We start from the raw sequence: 17,572 nt of genomic DNA on the forward strand, positions 1-17,572 counted from the left end.
AGGAGGTTCTTGGTCTGCTGGTAGTGGTCCAGCATCATGGCGTGGTTTTCACGTCCGATGCCGGAGGACTTGTAGCCGCCGAACGCGGCGCCGGCCGGGTAGGCGTGGTAGTTGTTGACCCACACGCGGCCGGCCTGGATCTCGCGGCCAGCGCGGTAGGCGACGTTGCCGTTGCGGGACCAGACGCCGGCGCCGAGCCCGTAGAGGGTGTCGTTGGCGATGCCCATGGCGTCGTTGTAGTCGCTGAAGCGTGTCACGGAAACGACGGGGCCGAAGATTTCCTCCTGGAAGATCCGCATTTTGTTGTGGCCTTCGAAGATGGTGGGCTGGACGTAGAAGCCGCCGGCCAGGTCACCGTCGAGTTCCGTCTGGTTCCCGCCGGCGAGGACCTTGGCGCCCTCCTGCTTTCCGATGTCGATGTAGGAAAGGATTTTCTCCATCTGGCCTGTCGAGGCCTGGGCGCCGATCTGGGTTTCGGTGTCCAGCGGGTTGCCCTGGATGATCTTCTGGGTCCGGGCCACGGCGTCGGCCATGAAGGAGTCGTAGATGCCTTCCTGAACCAGCGCGCGGGAGGGACTGCTGCAGACTTCACCCTGGTTGAACGCGTACAGGGTGAACCCCTCGAGCGCCTTGTCGTAGAAAGCGTCATTGGACTCGGCGACGTCGTTGAAGAAGATGTTGGGGCTCTTGCCGCCCAGCTCCAGCGTGACCGGGATCAGGTTGGCGCTGGCGTACTGGCTGATCAGCCGGCCGGTGGTGGTCTCCCCGGTGAAGGCGATCTTGCGGATCCGCGGGCTGGACGCCAGCGGTTTACCCACCTCCGCACCGAATCCGTTGACGATGTTCAGAAGTCCCGCGGGAAGCAGGTCGGCGATGAGTTCGGCGAGGACCAGGATGGAAGCCGGCGTATTCGAAGCGGGCTTGAGGACAACCGCGTTGCCGGCAGCGAGGGCCGGCGCCATTTTCCAGACGGCCATGAGGATGGGGAAGTTCCAAGGGATGATCTGGCCCACCACCCCGAGGGGCTCGTGGAAGTGGTATGCGGTGGTGTCCTCGTCGAGCTGTGACAGCCCGCCTTCCTGGGCGCGGACGGCGGAGGCGAAGTAGCGGAAGTGGTCGGCGGCGAGGGGGATGTCCGCATTCAGGGTTTCGCGGATCGGCTTGCCGTTATCCCAGGTTTCGGCAACGGCCAGCAACTCCAGGTTCGCGTCGATCCGGTCGGCAATTTTGTTCAGGACAGCGGCGCGTTCGGCGGCCGAAGCCTTGCCCCACGCCGGGGCGGCCTTGTGGGCTGCGTCCAGTGCCAGCTCTACGTCCGCTGCTGCGCCGCGGGCCACCTCCGTGAATTGCTTGCCGTTCACGGGTGAGACGTTCTCGATGTATTGGCCGGTAGTGGGAGCCACCCATTCGCCGCCGATCCAGTTCTCGTAGCGGTCCTTGAACTGGACCTTGGATCCTTCTTGGCCGGGCTGTACATAAACAGTCATGGTTACTCCTCTGGAAAATCAGACGTCTTCGTCCTGCCCCCACGCTAGGGGACCAGAGGTTGCGACCAGGCTGCAAGGGCGCCTGACGGCTGCTATTCAGACCGCCATAAAGGGGCAAAACGCAAGCGAACGACGGCGGGAAGTCCCGCCGTCGTTCGCTTGCGTTTTGCGTTACTGACCGTCCGTGATGAACCGGGGTCAGGCTTGGGACTTTTCGGTGAGGATGGACCGGTAAATTCCAGTATGGTCCAGGTCGCCGTCACCTGCCGCGATCATGACTTCGAACGCATCCCGGACGCTTGTGGAGAGCGGCAGCTCCAGGCCGGCGTCCTTCGCAATCTCCGCAATGAAGCTGAGGTCCTTGAGCTGGTTTTTCGCGGATCCTCCGCCTTCAAAGTCCGCGTGGATCCAGCGTCCTCCCTTTTGCCGGAGCACCTCTGAGTTGGCCAATCCGCCCGCCAGGATGGATTGCACCTTCTGGAGGTCAAGGCCGGTGGTGGCGGCCAGGGCCATCGCTTCGGCCAGGGCCGTGACAGTGGCGGCGACAACGATCTGGTTGCACGCCTTCACTGTTGACCCCGCGCCGGTCTTGCCGAACAGGACCACCGTGGAACTGTAGAGCTCGAAGAGCGGCGTAAGGCGGCCCACGACGTCCGGTGGGCCTCCGACCATCGTGCTCAGACGCCCCTCCTCCGCCCCGATGGTTCCGCCGCTGAGGGGTGCGTCGAGGACGGTCAGTCCGTAATCGCGCCGGCAATCCTCGGCAAACTCTGCGACTGCCACCGGCGACACGGTCCCGTGAACCACCAGGACCGGGCTCCCTATTCCGGCAGCCTGCCATCCAGCCAGCAGGCCGTTCTCCCCAGGGAGGAGGGCCGCCACCTGGGGCAGGTCAGGCAACACTGTGAGGACCACCTCGGCGGCGGCCTCCGCCGGGGAATCCGCGACCCTCCCGCCGGAAATGACTCTGGCCTTGGCTGCCGTGCGGTTCCAGAGCGTCAGCGGAACGCCGCCGCTGAGGATGTTCCGGGCGATCGGTGCCCCCATCGGCCCGGTGCCGCACAGCGAGACGGAAAACGGGAAGCCGGGCAACTGCTTCTGGGTGTTGGTCGGTGTCGTCATGTGGCTTAGAAGGGGATGAGTCCGGCGAGGGCGGGCAGGAAGGTGCTGAACCACGGGACGGCGGCAAGCACAAGCAGCCCCAGGAAGACCGCGATGAGGTAGGGCCAGAAGTGTTTGAGGCTCTTTTCCACGGTTTCGTGTGCGGTTGCACAGGCGACGTAGAAGCCGACTCCCGCCGGTGGGGCGAATGAGCCGATGCCCATGGAAATGATCAGCACCATGGCGTACTGCACCGGGTTGACGCCGAAGTCGGTAGCGATCGGCAGGAGCAGCGGCGCGAAGATCAGGACCGCCGGAAGGCCCTCGAGCAGCTGGCCCATGATGATCAGCAGCACAACGGTGAACAGCATGAACAGCACGGGTGAGTCACCAAGGCCGGACATGAGGTCATGGATCTGCTGGGAGACGCCGGCGAGGGCAAGCGTCTGGGCGAGCGGGGACGCGGCGGCGATGATGAACAGGACCATGCCCGCCGTCGTTGTCGTTTCCCGCAGGGTGTCGCCGAGGAGTTTCTTGCTGCCGCGCCGGTAGGCGGCGGCGAGGATGAAGGCGTAGGCGACGGCCACAGAGGACACCTCGGTGGGTGTCGCGAAGCCACTCAGGATTCCGACCACCATGCCGACAGGGAGCAGGAGGGTGGGAATGGCGAAGAACGTCGCCGATCCCCGTGCGCGCCAGGTGGCCTTGGGGCTGGCGACGCCGCCCTGCTTGCGGGCCCGGAAGAATACGAGACCCATGACCACGAGGGCCAGGAAGGCTGCGGGAACGAATCCGGCCAGGAACAGGGTGGTGGTGGAGATGGTGGTGATGGATCCAAGGATGAGGAGCACAATGCTCGGCGGAATGGTTTCGCCCATGATAGCCGAGGCGGAGAGCACAGCGACGACCTCGCCGCGGGGGTACTTGCGTTCCTCGAGCATGCCGCGCATCGTGGTGCCCACGGCGGCAACGTCCGCCACCTTGGAGCCGGAGATGCCGGAGAAGATGTACATGGTCACGACGACCACCTGAAGCAGGCCGCCGCGCAGGTGCCCGATGAGCGCGTCGACGAGTTTGGCCAGCGGAAGCGTAAGGCCGGCGGAGTTCATGACTGTGCCGGCGAGGATGAAGAACGGGATTGCCAGGAGAACGAAGCCCTTGGCCCCTGACGCCATCCCGATCGGGATGGCACTGACCTCGGAGATGCCGCCAAGGTAGAGGTAGATGCCGGACGCCAGCGCCAGGACGAACGCAATCGGCAGGCCAAGAAACAGCAGAACAAAGAGCGCAACGAGCACGACGGCGAGGAGGGCGTTGGGTGAAACGTAGTAGAAAAGGGGCTGGGACACCAGCACGGCTGCGGCCAGGATTGCTGTAATGCCGGCGGCCACGAGAACGGTGCGGCGTTCCTGCCGCCAGAGTTTCAGGACAGCGAACCAGGCGATGAGCACCATGCCGATCGAGAAGGGCAGCGAGACCCAGAAGACCGGCAGCTGAAGGATCGGCGTCTTCTCTTCGACCTGCTGGACGAGAGTCGGCACGAACAGCGCAAACGCTCCCGCGCTCATGACGAAGACGAGGCAGTCGACGAGGGCTGCCAGATACGGCTTCCAGCTCGCCGGCAGGCGCATGATGAGCGCCTGGACGGACATGTGCGCACCCTTGGGATACGCGATGGCACCGCCGATGAAGGCGATGGTCAGCAGGGCGATTTCAGATACTTCCTGGGTCCAGAGCACCGAATCACCGGTGACCACCCGGACCGTGATGTTCAGCAGGATGACGACGAGCTCGGCGAGGATCGCCGCGCCCACAATCCCTTCCAGGGTCTTGTCGAGCCAGACGGCCCCGCTCCAGCGCGGTGCGACGTGCCCGTGGTGGAGGATTTCTTCCGCGTCAGACGGAAGGACCTCTTCGAGTTCCCTGGGGGCGAGTGTGTGTTCCATGTTCTTCCAGACTGTCAACGTTGAGAGCGGGGGTGTTCGGCTGAGGACCGGAGCGCGGGAAGCGCTCCGGCCCTCAAATGCTGTTACTTGGCGGCGGCAATCGCCTGATCGAAGAATTCCTTGCCGATGAGCTCGGAGAACACCGGGTAGAGGCTCTTGGAGACTTCCTTGAACTGCTCCAGCCCCGCGGCGGAGGGCTCGTTGGCCTTCATGCCCTTGGCTGTGAGTTCTGCCAGCTGCTTCTCGGACTGTTCCTTGTCGTAACCGGTCTTGAACGTCGCCGTCTCAGTCGAGGCATCGGAGAGGGCCTTCTTCTGCTCTTCGGTCAGGGAGTCCCATTTCTTGGAGGAAAGAGCGAGGACCCAGGCATCGTTGATGTGGTGCGTCAGCGAAACGTACTTCTGCACCTCGGAGAACTTGTTGGTCCAGGGCACCTCGATCGGGTTTTCCTGGCCGTCGATCGTTCCTGTCTGCAGGCCCGTGAAGACCTCGGAGAACGCCATCGTCGTAGGACTCGCGCCCAGCTTCCCGAAGAAGTCAGTCCACAGCGGGTTGCCGGGGACGCGGATTTTCAGGCCCTTGAGGTCGGACGGCTGTTCAATGGGCCGCTCGGAGTTGGTGATCTGCCGGCCGGTCCGGGTGAGGAAGGACAGCGCGACCGTGTTCTTCTCTTTGAGCTTTTCCTTGAGGACGTCGCCGGGCTTCCCCGTCAGGAACGCCGCTTCCTCAGCCGTGTCGTCGAAGAGGTAGGGGATGCTGATCGCGTTCATTTCCGGCACCACGGACGCATACACGGAGGTCGAGAGGATCAGTGCGTCCAGTGAACCGCCCTGCAGCCTGGTGACTGCCGCGTTCTGGTCTCCGCTGAAGCTCGTTCCGTTGGGAACGACCGTGACCACGACCGAGCCGTTGGATGTCTTCTTCACCTGGTCGGCGAAGTGCTGGGCGGAAACGCCGACGGAGGAGGTGAGCGGATCCGGGATGGAGAGCTGGATCTTCGCCACGGGCCCGCCCCCGCCGGGCGCTCCGGAAGCGCAACCGGCGAGGAGCGAGGCGGCAAGGGTGCATGCCAGTACTCCGGTGAGGGCGCGGGTCTTGGATTTCATGTGATGCCTTTCTTCATTGGAAGGAGTCTGGTTCCAGACGCGTGAAACGACATCGTCATCTCCTGGCCGCGCCCGGATGGTAGAGCAGAGGGGTCAGACGCTGACGGCGGCGTCCGCTACGAGCGCTTCGGTCTCGCGGCGCAGCTCAAGGGCCTGGGACAGCGATTCGTCCATGATGACGTCTTCCCACCGGACAGTTGCGCCCTTGGCGATGTCGGCACGGAGTTCCACGTGGTGGGCGAGGGCCACCGGCAGGGCGCCAATGGCTACGGAGTGTTTAGCGGAGACAAGCTTGCCCCACACCGTGAAGCCGCCTTCGCCGTCGAGGAACTCGCCTGCCTTGAGATCCTTCTTGGCGGTCGCAACGACGTCGCCGAAGAACCCGACCGGGGAACCCGTCGCGATGCCGCGAAGGGCCGCGTTGGCGATGGACATATTCAGTTCGAGGCCCACGTAGTGGTACGGGCGGTACAGCGCTGCGTACTGGCCGGTCGGGTCCGGGTGCCACGGGTATTCATTGAAGCAGCCGGAAACGTACCCGTTGGTGGCCTTGACGACGACGAACACGCCCTCCTGGGTGTTGTGGCTGATCCAGCTGCCGTCGCGGTTGACGCTGGACATGACGTCAACGCTTCCCTCGTGGGCCAGGGCTCCGCCGACGTCGGCCGGGCGGCAGATCGTGGCGATTTCCTCCACGTCACCCGGTGTGAACGACAGCCCGTTGTCAGACGGGGTGAGGCCGGCGCCGTTGGCGACGGCAGCCATCTCGATGGAGGCCTTGGTGCCGTCGCGGAACGAGGTGTGCATGTAGGGATTCAGCTGCCCGGAGTCGGTGAGCTCCTTGGAGAACTCCCAGTTCTCCCAGACGTTGTCCGGGTTCATCTCGTGATAGTGCTCAAGGTACTTTGCTCCCTTGCCTGCACACACGACGTCGAAGCCACTGGTCCGTGCCCAGTCGACGAGTTCCATGATGAGGGCCGGCTGGTCACCGTAGGCCATCGAGTAGACCACACCGGCTTCTTCTGCGCGCTTGGCCAGGGCCGGACCGGCCAGGGCGTCTGCCTCAACGGTGACCATGATGATGTGCTTCTTCGTTTCAATGGCGCGCAGTGCGTGCTTCACCCCGACGATGGGGTTTCCCGTTGCCTCGACGATGACGTCGATGTCGACTTCAAACAATTCATCCGCATTGGCAACGATCGTGGTCGAGCGGTTCTTCAGTGCCGTGGCGATGTCAGGGGCGATCTGGTCCTGGGGCCACCCGACCAGCTCAAATGCGCCTTCAGCGCGCTTCACATTGATGTCGGCGATCGCGACGACGTGGATGCCCGGGATGTTGTTTGCCTGGGCCAGGTACATGGTGCCGTAGCGGCCAGCTCCGATGAGTCCGACTCGAACCGGGCGGCCCTGCTGCTCACGGTCGCTAAGAAGTTTGTGGAGGTTCATGGGGATCTCTCTGGTTGACGTTTCGCGCCGGAGAGGAGCTCTCCACCTCAGGTGGAGCAACTTCTTCGTCGCAGGTTGAGCTGTTTTCGGGACCGAGTGGAACCGGTACCACTTTTGTACCAGTCAGTGTTAGGCTGTGTCAACAGTCACAACGGAACGCAGTCGAAGGTTCCTCCGGCAAGGATCACGGGGCGGATGAACAACCCTCAGTGACCTGCAGCCGCTAGAGGACCTCAAGGAGGAGAAGTGAAGAAGGCCCCAACTATTCGCGATGTCGCAGCGGCGGCGGGAGTATCGGTCTCCGTAGTGTCCCGGGTGCTGAATCCCGAATCTGGGCCCGTCGCGCCGGCGAAGCGCGAACAAGTGTTGCGCGTGATCGGGGATCTTGGCTATCGGCCGCGGGCCGCTGCACGTGAGCTCAGTGCCGGCCACGCCCTCACCGTTGGGCTTGTGGTTGCGGATCTGGCCAACCCCTTCTTCGCTCAACTTGCCGACCGCGTCGTGTGGGAAGCCCGCAGCCATGGGGTGCAGGTGGTGGTTATGACCACCCAGGAAGACCCCCACCTTGAGGCCGAATCCTTGGACACACTGCTGGACCGCTCCGTGGGCGGCGTCATCGCCACCCCGACTGGAGGGAACATCGAGAAGTGGGAACGGCTGCGGGACCTGGGCGTAAACGTCGTTTTCGTCGACCGCACCATCGCGGAACTTGAGGATGTGGACGTCGTCAGCATCGAGAACTCCGACTCAGCCCGCCGCGCCACCGAGCACCTCATCGCCCTCGGCCATACGCGCATCGGCCTCATAACCGGCCCCGCCAGCACGTCGACCGGCCGCGCGCGGATCCACGGCTACCGGACAGCCCACGAAAACGCCTCGATCACGGTCGATCCCATGCTGGTCCGGGACGTGCCGTTCCGCGGGGACGGAGGTGGCGACGCCGTAGGGTCCCTCCTGGCGCTTCCGGACAGTCCCACTGGACTCATCGTGGCGAACACCGCCCAGGTGCAAAGCTCGGTCCGGCGCCTCGTTCAGGTCGGCGTGCGGATACCCGATGACCTGTCGGTCATCGTCTTCGACGACAATCCGTGGACCGAACTGACGAACCCACCGCTGAGCGCGATCCGGCAGCCCATCGACATGCTCGCGGTGCATTCCCTCGAACTCGTCCTCGGACGGATGCAGGGCCGGCTCCCGGCCGGCGCCCGAACCATCGAGGTCAAGGCGGACTTCGTGCCGCGCAACAGCTGTGCCCCACTCATCCGGTCCGTCGCAAGTTAAGGAAACCCCCATGCCCGTCATTGTTACTGCTGTGTTCACGCCGAACGAAGGCGCGTTCGACCACGTCGTCGCGGCCCTCTCCCCCGCCATCGCCGAGGTGCACGACGAACCAGGCTGCCTGCTGTACGCCATCCATGAGGACCCGAACGGCCAGATCCTCATGATTGAAAAATGGGAAACCGCGGAGCTGCTCGACGCCCACGGCGAAGGGGATGCCGTCAAGCGCCTCAACGCTTCGCTCGAGGGGCTCCTGAAGGAGCCGGTAGAAGTGACGCGCCTGGCACCGATCGCGGCCGGAACCGAGCACCAAGGGGCCCTCTAAGTGAGCCCCGTCAGCGTTGTCATGGGAGTCTCGGGCGCAGGAAAGAACTGTCCGTAAGAAAAAGTCACCGGAAACAAATGGCCAGAGGACGACGGCGGGAATTCCCGCCGTCGTCCTCTGGCCTTTTGCTTCGCTGCAGGGAAGTGATGCCCTCCCTTGCACCGTGCCAGCCGCTGGTGTGGTGAACCTCACCAGCGATCCGCTTGAGACGTCAGCGCTCCGCCGTGCATGATGAAAAGGAAGGGCTGAGAGCACGATTTCCCAGCCTGCATAGCCCTGACCCTCGCTCCTGCGGGAAGAGGAGGCAGTGGCTTAGAAGCAAAATTAAACCCAATCTGGTGGACGCAACGAGGCCAAACCAGTGAGCTCGCCGAGCTGAACAAGGTCTCTGAGCGTTCATGGATTGACCCGTTCCGGGTTTCGCGCTGATGCGAAAGCCCGACCGAATTTATGAATGAAGGCACCGAATAATGACGTTCGAAACCACTGACTCTGTAACGCTGAAGATCTGGGACCGGTCAGCACTGGACCACACCCTGGAAAAGGCCGTGCACGACCTGTCGGCAAGGGCCAACGCCCCCAAGCACAGCATCGCGGTCACCTGCAGCGGACCCAACACCTTCACTGTCAGCCTGAACCGCAACGCGGCCCAGGGCGCCGCTCTCTAGGAAGCTCCGCGACCAAACGCCAGAGGACGGCGGCGGGCCCCCCGCCGCCGTCCTCTGGCGTTTGCGTTACTTCCGGTCAGGCGTCCGAGTGCTCGGCGAGAATGCCGTCGATCTGGCCGGCGGCCTCCTTCATGCCTTCTTCCATGCCCATCTCGACCATCTTGTCCATCTGCTCCTCGGACTCGAACCTGGACTTCACGGTCATGCGGGTACGCCCGCCGATGTCCTCGAGCGTGACGGCCGCATGGGTGGTCCCCATGGCTTCGACGGGCGCGCCGTTGTCGTCGGCAAAGCCGTCGTCGAATTCGAGGCGGTGGGGTGCCTCGATGACGGTGATGCGCCACCAGCCGCGGGCCTTCTCGCCGTCGAGCCCGGTCATGTAGTACGCCGCTTCTCCGCCGGGAGAGAACTCGTGCTTCTCGAATGTGGCCGGCCAGGTGGGCGGACCCCACCAGCGCTCGAGCTGCCGCGGGTCTTCCCATATCTGCCAGACGCGTTCGACGCCGGCGTCGAACTCGGCAACGAGGATAAAGCTGAGCGTCTCGGGACTCTTGGTGGAACTGATAACCGTCATTGCGGAACCCTTCCTAATCTTCAGCGAGAATGTCCGCGATCCGCCCGGCGCGCTGCCGCCAGATCGCCTCGTACTCATCAAGCAGCCGCCGGGCTCTCTGCAGGCCTTCGTGATTGCCCCGCACGATCTGCTGCCTTCCGCGCTTCTCCTTGGTGACCAGGGACGCGCGCTCCAACACGGCCACATGCTTTTGAACGGCGGCGAAACTCATGGCGTAGAGGCCCGCCAGGCCGGACACCGAATACTCCCCCACCGCTACACGGCGCAGGATGTCCCGGCGGGTGCCATCCGCGAACGCCTGGAAAAGGCGGTCGAGTCCGGCCTCACTCATCTGATCTACAACCATTTGGTTGTAGAATATGCCCGCGGTGGAGGGGTGTCAATGGGCAGGCCCTGTTAACGTATGAGGGCGACGGCGGAGATTCCCGCCGTCGTCCTCATGCGTTTTCTTTGACCGGCGTGCCGCCTTAACGCTTGACGGCGTCCAGCTTCAGCATCTTGGCGATGACGCCGTCCAGCTCGGAGTCGTCGAAGATCTTCTTCCAGTCGTCCTTGATGATGGTGTCCTTGCCGTACTGGATGGCGATTTCGCACGCCTCGGAGAACGGGTTGGAGCCGCGGAGGGCGTTGGTCAGGGCGATCTGCACGTGGCCGAACAGCATGGCCTTGGCGGCTTCCTCCGGAACCCCGGCCGTGTGCACGGTCTCGTGCAGCGCCTCGTTGAGCAGCGTGCCGATCATGCAGGCCACGGTCTCCACGAGGGTGGGCTCGAGGATGGCGAGCTGCTTCACGGTGACCCAGTGCACGTCGATGACGGGGGCGTAGATCGTACGGATGACGGCCTCGGCCGAATCGCGGGTCGCGGCCGGCGTGTCCTCGTCGATCGCGGCAACCACGTTCTGCGGGGCGCCCTCGCCGCCGAAGGTGTCGGCCCATTCTTCCTTGGTGGTGCGCTCCAGGAACACGGACGGGTGGCACGGGTGCGCGACCGCCTGGACGACGTCGTCGCGCTTGGCCAGCAGCCCGGCGTAGGCGGCGGCCGGGTCCAGGGTGAGCAGGATCGCGCCGGCCTTCATCTGGGGCACCACGCCTTCGGACACGATGCCCAGAACGGTGTCCGGGACGGCGAGGATGACCACGTCGGCGCCCTGGACGGCGTCGTCGGTGGAGGTGATGTCACGGCCTTCGGCGCGGACGCGGTCCTGGCCCGCAGGGGAGTTCTCGCTGTAGAAGACGGTGTGGGCGCTCTTCTGGAGGTTCCGGGAAACGCGCATCCCCATTTTGCCACCGGCTCCGATGACGGCGACGGTCAATTGTTCTGCTGACATTTCACTTGCTCCTTAGAAAATCGATGCTTTGCTGGGTCCACTGGTTTTCGAGGCGGATGGTTTCCGCCTCGGAGTCCTGCCACGGCAGCCAGTGTTCGACGATCTGGTTGATGTTTCTTTCTTTGGGCTGAAACTTCCCGGCCATGTAGTCATAGTCGAGAAGGCCTTCGCCGAGGGCCGCGCCGGAGTACGTGAAGCCGACCCAGCCCTCCTTGCGGCTGAACGCAAAGTCTTTGATGTGCATGTTGAGGACGTAAGGCGCGACGGCGTCAATCACCTCACGCGGCAGCTCCAGCGCCGCGACTGTGTTGGCCGGGTCGCTGCAGATGCCCAAGTACGGACTGTCCACGCGGCGGATCACGTCCAGGATGCGGGAGGTGGGTACCTGCTCGTAGGTTTCCACGGCGATCTTCACCCCGGCTGCCTCGAATTCCGGCAGGACCTCGGTGAAGATTGCTGCCGCCTCGTCCGCCGTCGGGGTGTGGCCCGGGACGTTGAACATGGTCCGCAGCAGCGGCGACCCGAGGATCCCGGCGATGTGCAGGAACTTGCGCAGGTGCTCCGGTCGGATGCCCTTGGTGCCCAGTTCCAGCGCGACGCCAAGGCGGTCCGCGGTGGCACGCACGTCCTTGAGTTCCGGGTCCGTCATGGATTCCAGCGGGGCGTAGTCGCAGATCTGGAACAGTTCCACGCCCAGGGCCGCGGTCCGCTCGAGCGCCTGGTGGATACTGAGCGGCTCAGAGACCTTGTCCGAGAGCTGCCAGAAGAAGGCGTAGCTGCTCAGGCCTATTGTTGAGCCCGGGCCTATGCGGCTCATGCCGCCACCTTCTTCGCGGTGAGCCGTGCCGCGGCCTCATCCAGGATGGTCTTGAGTGCTTTCGGGTCGTGGGCGAAGCGGCCCAGGAAGAGGCCAGCGACCGCGGAGTCCAGCTGGCCGATCAGGCCGGGCCCGGCGCTGCCGCCGTAGATGACCCGGCTGTCGGCCTGTCCGGACAGGGAACGCAGGTGGGCGTCCAGCCCGCCTATTACGGCGCTGATGTACTGCGGGGTGGCAGGTTCCGGGGCGCCGATGGCCCATTGCGGCTCGTACGCCACGATGGTCCGGCTGGCGGGACCGAGGGACTGCGCCCGGTTCAGGGCGGCGTCGATCTCTGCGCTGCAGCGGGTGACGGCTTCCTCCACGGAGCCCTGCTGCAGCTCGCCGACGCACAGCACGGGGGTGAGGCGGTTGCGGTAGGCCGCCGCGGCCTTGAGCCCGATGACCGTGTCGTCCTCGCCGAAGATCCTGCGGCGTTCGGCATGGCCCACCTCTGCGTACCGGCCGCCGAGTTCAGCAACGGTCTTGCCGCCGACCTCGCCGGTGTAGGGCCCTTCATCTTCCCAGAAGATGTCCTGGGCGCCTGCGGCTGCTCCGGCGGTCCCGAGGATCCGGGCCGCTTCGGGCAGTACCGGCAGCGTGGGCAGCACGAACAGCTCGATGTCGCCGCTCTGGACCGCCGGGTGCGCGAACGCGATGGTGGCCACCTCGCGGCAGTATTCGAGGGTGCGTTCGTAGCCGAAGTACATTTTCAGGCTGACGCCGATGATGGCTTTGGGAGGTGCTGTTCCTACGGCGCTGGCCGAAGGATTCTTAGCAGGAAGTGACACCTTCGTAGTCCTTAATCAGGGTGACCTTTTCGGCCGAGGCGGAGGTCTCGTCAAAGGTGTAGGTGAGCCATTCGCGGGCGAGCCGGCGGGCGAGTTCCAGTCCGACGACGCGCTGGCCGAAGGTGAGGACCTGGGCGTTGTTGCTCAGGACGGAGCGTTCCACCGAGAAGCTGTCGTGCGCGGTGACGGCGCGGACACCGGGGACCTTGTTCGCCGCGATGGCCACGCCAAGGCCCGTGCCGCAGACGAGCAGGGCACGGTCGGCCTTGCCGGCTGCGATGAGTTCGGCGGCGGCGATGGCCACGGACGGGTAGGGGGTGTGGCTGGTGGCATCCACCCCGACGTCGGTCACGGATTCGACCAGCTCGGAGGCCTCCAGGTCAGCCTTCAGGGCTTCCTTGTATTCGAATCCAGCGTCGTCGGCTCCGATGACCAGGCGCAGTTTGGCGCTCATGCGTTCTCCTTAATGGTTGTCTGTTCGATGAGGGTGTTGTGTATTGCCCGGACGACCAGTGCCATGGACACCGCTCCGGCGTCCGGCGTGCCAAGGCTCTTCTCGGCGTGCGGGCGGGCTCGGCCCATGAGGGGCAGCAGCCGGGCGGTGTCTTCTGCGGCCTGCTGCGCAACGGTGGCGGCGGCGCCCCAGGCATCGGTGAGGGACTGCCCGGCATTTACGCCGGCTGCCAGTGCGTCGCGGAACGGGACAAGGACATCCACCAGGGTCTTGTCCCCGGGCTTGGCCTTGCCGAAGTCCATGATCGCGGCCGCGGCGCCGGCGACTCCGGCGGCGACAGCTCCGGCGTCGGGCGCGTTGCTGTCTCCGATCGCGTCACCGACGGCCTGCAGGGCCATGCCCCAGAGGGCTCCCGAGGTGCCGCCGGCTTTGTCGGCCCAGGCGTCCGCGGCGAAGTGCAGCGTGGTGGCTGCCCCGGCACCGCGGGCGACGGCGTCGCGGGCTCCGTCAACAGCGGCGCGGACGCCGCGTTCCATGCCGATGCCGTGGTCGCCGTCGCCGGCGATGGCGTCGATCCGGCCCAGTTCATCGGCGTTGGCGTCCACCACGTCCTTCGCGGCGCCGAGCGCGGCGAGGATCCGCACGGCGCCGGCGCGGGACTCCGCGGTTGCGTCAGGGATGGAGAGTTTGACGTCGGCCAGCTCGCCGCCGTCGGACGCCTCCAAGACTTCGGCCATGACTGCGCCGCGGCGGAAGGCCGGGGCGTCCGCGGGGGCGTTCCAGAGTGACTCGAGTTCGTCGTCGAGCCAGAACAGGGTCAGGGAGGTGCCGGCCATGTCGAAGCTGGTGACCAGTTCGCCCACCTGCGGGTCCACGGCCTCCAGGCCCGCTTCGGCCAGAAGCTGGGCGACGCGGCGGTAGACGACGAACAGCTCTTCGTACTTGACGCTGCCCAGGCCGTTGAGGATGGGGACCACGCGGCGCTTACCGGCCGCGGTGCCTGCAGTGGCTGCGTCGGTGGCGCCGTCGGGGATTTCGGTGAGGAGCTTGGCGACCAGCAGTTCGGCGAGGTCATCCGCCGTCGGGATGTCCGTTTCGCCGATGCCCGGCTCGCCGTGGATGCCCATGCCGACGGCCATGCGGCCCTCGGGGACGGAGAACAGCGGGTGGTCGGCGCCGGGAAGGGTGCAGCCGGTGAAGGCCACCCCAAAGGAGCGGGTGCGGTCGTTGGCGCGCTCGGCGATTTCCATGATCCGGTCCATGGTGTAGCCGGCCTCGGCGGCCGCAGCGGCCACCTTGAACACGGTCAGGTCCCCGGCGATGCCGCGGCGCTTGGCGCGTTCGGCCAGCGGAGCGGAGGAGACGTCGTCGGTGACCGCGATGCTGCGGCAGTCGATGCCCTCCTTGCGGAGGCGTTCCTGGGCCTGGGTGAAATGCAGGACGTCGCCGGCGTAGTTGCCGTAGCCCAGCAGCACGCCTGCGCCGTTGTTCGCGGCCTTGGCCACGTTATAGACCTGCTGCGCGGAGGGCGAAGCGAACAGGTTGCCCATGGCCGCGCCGTGGGCCAGACCCTGGCCGACGAGCCCGGCGAAGGCCGGGTAATGGCCGGAGCCGCCGCCGATCACCAGCGCCACGGTGTCCGGGGTGCTCTTCGTGTTGCGGACCACGCCGCCGGAGACGCGCTTCACCCAGCGGCCGTGGGAGGCGACAAAGCCTTCGATCATTTCGTCAGCGAAGGCTGCTGGTTCATTGAACAGGCGGGTCATGGAAAGCTCCTGAAGTGATTGCTCGCCCCGGTGATTGAGCCTGTCGAAATCGGTCTCGACAGGCTCGACCACCGGTTAGTTGAATAATTGCGATTACGGCGTGCTTACGGCTCGGCGTGGTGTCCGGCTCCCGCAGGGTCCAGGGCCTCGGCCGGGATTCCGTCGCTGACCTTGCCGGAGCGGCTCAGCACCAACATCAGGATCGCGGAGAGGAGCATGAAGCCGCCCACCACGAACATCGGTACCGTGTAGCCGCCGGTCCAGTCCTTGAGCCAGCCCGTGATGTAGCCGGCACTGAAGCCCGCCAGGTTGCCCACGGTGTTGATGAGGGCGATGCCTGCCGCGGCTGCGGCGCCGGTCAGGAACTGGGTGGGCACGGTCCAGAAGTTGGGCAGTGCCGCGAAGATGGACATCGCCGTGATGGTGATGACGGCGATGGTGGCGGCGGGTGAACCGGCGAACAGCGCCAGCGGGATGCTCAGCCCGCCGATAAGGGCGGGAAGCGCGATGTGCCAGGTCCTGACGCCGCGCTTGGTGGCGTCCTTGGACCAGAAGTAGAGGGCAGCCGCGGCCGGCAGGTACGGGATCGCGGTGATGAGGCCCTTCTGGAGCACGTCGAACTTAGTGCCGTAGAGGCCTTCGAAGCCGGCGATGATGGTGGGCAGGAAGAAACCGAGGGCGTACAGGCCGTAGATGAAGCCGAAGTAGATAGCGGCGAGCATCCAGACCCGGCCGTTGCCGAAGACAGTGCGGACGCTGACGTGCTTGTTGCTGGCGGCGGTTTCCTTCTTTTCCTTCTGCAGGGCGCCGGTGAGCCAGGTCTTCTCGTCCTGGGTCAGCCACTTGGCCTTGGCCGGGGAATCGGCCAGGTAGAACCAGGCGATGACGCCGATGATAATGGCGGGGATGGCGACACCAAAGAACATGACGCGCCAGCCGGCGAGGCCGAAGAGGCCGTGCTGCTGGATAAGGAGGCCGGCAAGCGGGGCGCCGATAACCGTGGTCAGCGGCTGGGCCAGGTAGAAGAGGGCCAGAATCTTGCTGCGGTGCCGGGAGGGAACCCAGAGGCTGAGGAAGAGGATGGCGCCGGGGAAGAACCCGGCCTCGGCAACGCCAAGAATGAAGCGGAGGATGTAGAGGTGCTCGACGCCGCCCACCCAGGTGAAGAGCAGGGAGACGATGCCCCAGCTGACCATGATGCGGGCGAGCCAGCGGCGGGCACCGAACTTGTGAAGGGCCAGGTTGCTGGGGATCTCCAGCAGGATGTAGCCGATGAAGAAGACGCCGGAGGCGAAACCGAACTGCGCGGCTGAAAGGGCCAGATCCGTGTTCATGCCGTTGGGACCGGCGAAGGAGATGGCCGTGCGGTCCAGATAGTTGATGAAGAACATGAGGGCGACAAACGGCACCAGCCGGATCGCCACTTTTCTGATTGCAGATCTTTCGACCACTGATTGGGTGGTGTCCACATTGACTCCTAGATGTTGGTCTCCCGGCAGCTTCCTGCACTGGATGCCGTTGGGATGTGTCTCAATGCCTAGTTGCGGGAAGCTGGCCGGTATCCGACTAGGCGAGTGATTAAAACCATAGAGCTATTTTGAGAATTGGTCAACCGGTTGACGTGTTGTGGTTTTCGCTTGTTCTTGGCCTTTGCGGTCACGCCTGGTTGCTACGCTTTGACTGTGTCCGCAAACTCCGCCGCCTCGACGGCAAAAATCAGTGCCGCGCTAGGTTCCATGGAGCAGGGCTCGGTAGTGTCCGAGGTCGCTGAACGCCTGCTGGCACATTTCACCAGCGGTGAGATCGCCCCCGGTACGCGGCTCCCGGCAGAACGAACCCTGGCAGCTTCTCTCGGCGTGGGCCGCTCTGCAGTCCGCGAGGCCCTTGCGGCTCTCGAGATCCTGGGAATCGTCATTGTCCGGCCAGGTTCCGGAACCTACCTCCGCGACGGCGTCTCCGAGCTGCTCCCCCGCACCCTCAGCTGGGGTCTGATGCTGGGCGCTCCACGGACGCGCGAACTGGTGGAGCTTCGCAGTGGACTCGAAGTCCAGGCCGTTCAGCTCGCGTCACAGCGGATCACCGATGAAGCACTGGACCGCATGCAGGCCAATCTGGACACTATGGAGCACAACCTGGAGGACCTGCGGGCTTTTGTTGAAGCGGACGCCGCCTTCCACCGCGAGATTGCGACCAGTTCGGGCAACCAGGTCCTTGAGGAGCTCCTCCAAAGCATCCGTTCGCTGCTGCGCATCTGGGTGGACCGCGCCCTGACTGACGAAGGGCACGCGGCCGCGGCTTTGGCCGAGCACACCGCGATCTTCCGCGCGCTGCAGTCCCGGGATGAGGCCGCCGTCACGGCAACCATGCGCTCCCATATGGATACCGCGGCCAAGCGTCTTTTGGCCGGCTACGACGCCGACCGGGCTGAGACCGGAGAGTAGCTCAC

The 17,572-nt window shown here is 64.9% G+C and carries 17 protein-coding genes; 4 read left to right on the forward strand and 13 right to left on the reverse strand.

The window, feature by feature from the left end; genetic code table 11:
* The 5 genes from exaC to AC1DD3_RS05240 form a co-directional block, all read right to left on the reverse strand.
* On the reverse strand, positions 1 to 1,487 hold a 1,487-nt coding region (gene exaC / locus AC1DD3_RS05220), incomplete at its 3' end, for an acetaldehyde dehydrogenase ExaC (protein WP_476881131.1).
* 198 nt (positions 1,488 to 1,685) lie between these two features.
* On the reverse strand, positions 1,686 to 2,609 hold the full coding sequence (locus tag AC1DD3_RS05225; RefSeq protein ID WP_476876316.1) for an NAD(P)-dependent oxidoreductase: 924 nt from the start codon (positions 2,607 to 2,609) through the stop codon (positions 1,686 to 1,688).
* Positions 2,610 to 2,614: 5 nt separating this feature from the next.
* On the reverse strand, positions 2,615 to 4,534 hold the full coding sequence (locus AC1DD3_RS05230) for a TRAP transporter large permease (protein WP_476876317.1): 1,920 nt from the start codon (positions 4,532 to 4,534) through the stop codon (positions 2,615 to 2,617).
* An 83-nt stretch (positions 4,535 to 4,617) separates the two neighbouring features.
* On the reverse strand, positions 4,618 to 5,640 hold the full coding sequence (locus tag AC1DD3_RS05235; protein ID WP_476876318.1) for a DctP family TRAP transporter solute-binding subunit: 1,023 nt from the start codon (positions 5,638 to 5,640) through the stop codon (positions 4,618 to 4,620).
* Between the two features lie 93 nt (positions 5,641 to 5,733).
* Positions 5,734 to 7,086, reverse strand: a complete 1,353-nt coding sequence (locus AC1DD3_RS05240) for an NAD(P)H-dependent oxidoreductase (protein ID WP_476876319.1) — start codon at positions 7,084 to 7,086, stop codon at positions 5,734 to 5,736.
* Positions 7,087 to 7,332: 246 nt separating this feature from the next.
* Here AC1DD3_RS05240 and AC1DD3_RS05245 point away from each other — a divergent pair, with 246 nt between their 5' ends.
* The 3 genes from AC1DD3_RS05245 (at position 7,333) to AC1DD3_RS05255 (ending at position 9,357) form a co-directional block, all read left to right on the forward strand.
* Complete coding sequence (locus AC1DD3_RS05245) at positions 7,333 to 8,367, forward strand: LacI family DNA-binding transcriptional regulator (protein ID WP_230118541.1); 1,035 nt, start codon at positions 7,333 to 7,335, stop codon at positions 8,365 to 8,367.
* A 10-nt stretch (positions 8,368 to 8,377) separates the two neighbouring features.
* Positions 8,378 to 8,689 (forward strand): putative quinol monooxygenase, encoded by a 312-nt coding sequence (locus tag AC1DD3_RS05250; RefSeq protein ID WP_230118539.1) that lies wholly within the window; start codon positions 8,378 to 8,380, stop codon positions 8,687 to 8,689.
* A 470-nt stretch (positions 8,690 to 9,159) separates the two neighbouring features.
* Entirely contained in the window at positions 9,160 to 9,357 is a 198-nt protein-coding gene (locus AC1DD3_RS05255) for a hypothetical protein (protein ID WP_230118537.1), read from the forward strand.
* Positions 9,358 to 9,433: 76 nt separating this feature from the next.
* Here AC1DD3_RS05255 and AC1DD3_RS05260 read toward each other — a convergent pair whose 3' ends face one another.
* The 8 genes from AC1DD3_RS05260 to AC1DD3_RS05295 form a co-directional block, all read right to left on the reverse strand.
* Positions 9,434 to 9,931, reverse strand: coding sequence for an SRPBCC family protein (locus AC1DD3_RS05260; RefSeq protein ID WP_476881132.1), 498 nt, complete (start codon positions 9,929 to 9,931; stop codon positions 9,434 to 9,436).
* A 13-nt stretch (positions 9,932 to 9,944) separates the two neighbouring features.
* The gene (locus AC1DD3_RS05265) at positions 9,945 to 10,277 is read right to left on the reverse strand and encodes an ArsR/SmtB family transcription factor (RefSeq protein WP_476881133.1); all 333 of its coding nucleotides are present in this window, start codon (positions 10,275 to 10,277) and stop codon (positions 9,945 to 9,947) included.
* 121 nt (positions 10,278 to 10,398) lie between these two features.
* Positions 10,399 to 11,259, reverse strand: a complete 861-nt coding sequence (locus AC1DD3_RS05270) for a phosphogluconate dehydrogenase C-terminal domain-containing protein (RefSeq protein ID WP_230118531.1) — start codon at positions 11,257 to 11,259, stop codon at positions 10,399 to 10,401.
* A gap of 1 nt (position 11,260) precedes the next feature.
* Positions 11,261 to 12,076: a sugar phosphate isomerase/epimerase family protein gene (locus AC1DD3_RS05275; RefSeq protein ID WP_230118529.1), complete on the reverse strand. Its 816-nt coding sequence runs from the start codon at positions 12,074 to 12,076 to the stop codon at positions 11,261 to 11,263.
* Positions 12,073 to 12,906, reverse strand: coding sequence for a triose-phosphate isomerase family protein (locus AC1DD3_RS05280; RefSeq protein WP_476881134.1), 834 nt, complete (start codon positions 12,904 to 12,906; stop codon positions 12,073 to 12,075). Before AC1DD3_RS05280 ends, AC1DD3_RS05275 begins: the two co-directional genes overlap by 4 nt.
* Complete coding sequence (locus AC1DD3_RS05285) at positions 12,890 to 13,360, reverse strand: ribose-5-phosphate isomerase (protein ID WP_028270688.1); 471 nt, start codon at positions 13,358 to 13,360, stop codon at positions 12,890 to 12,892. Before AC1DD3_RS05285 ends, AC1DD3_RS05280 begins: the two co-directional genes overlap by 17 nt.
* A complete protein-coding gene (locus AC1DD3_RS05290; protein ID WP_476881135.1) occupies positions 13,357 to 15,126 on the reverse strand; it encodes a dihydroxyacetone kinase family protein in 1,770 nt (589 codons plus the stop codon). The genes AC1DD3_RS05285 and AC1DD3_RS05290 overlap by 4 nt, the downstream gene beginning before the upstream one ends.
* Before the next feature lie 104 nt (positions 15,127 to 15,230).
* Entirely contained in the window at positions 15,231 to 16,595 is a 1,365-nt protein-coding gene (locus AC1DD3_RS05295; RefSeq protein WP_476881136.1) for an MFS transporter, read from the reverse strand.
* 213 nt (positions 16,596 to 16,808) lie between these two features.
* On the opposite strand from AC1DD3_RS05295, the gene AC1DD3_RS05300 reads away from it, so the two are divergent.
* A complete protein-coding gene (locus AC1DD3_RS05300) occupies positions 16,809 to 17,567 on the forward strand; it encodes a FadR/GntR family transcriptional regulator (protein ID WP_230118522.1) in 759 nt (252 codons plus the stop codon).
* Positions 17,568 to 17,572 lie beyond the last annotated feature (5 nt).

This window comes from Arthrobacter sp. 05T444, from assembly GCF_056395905.1.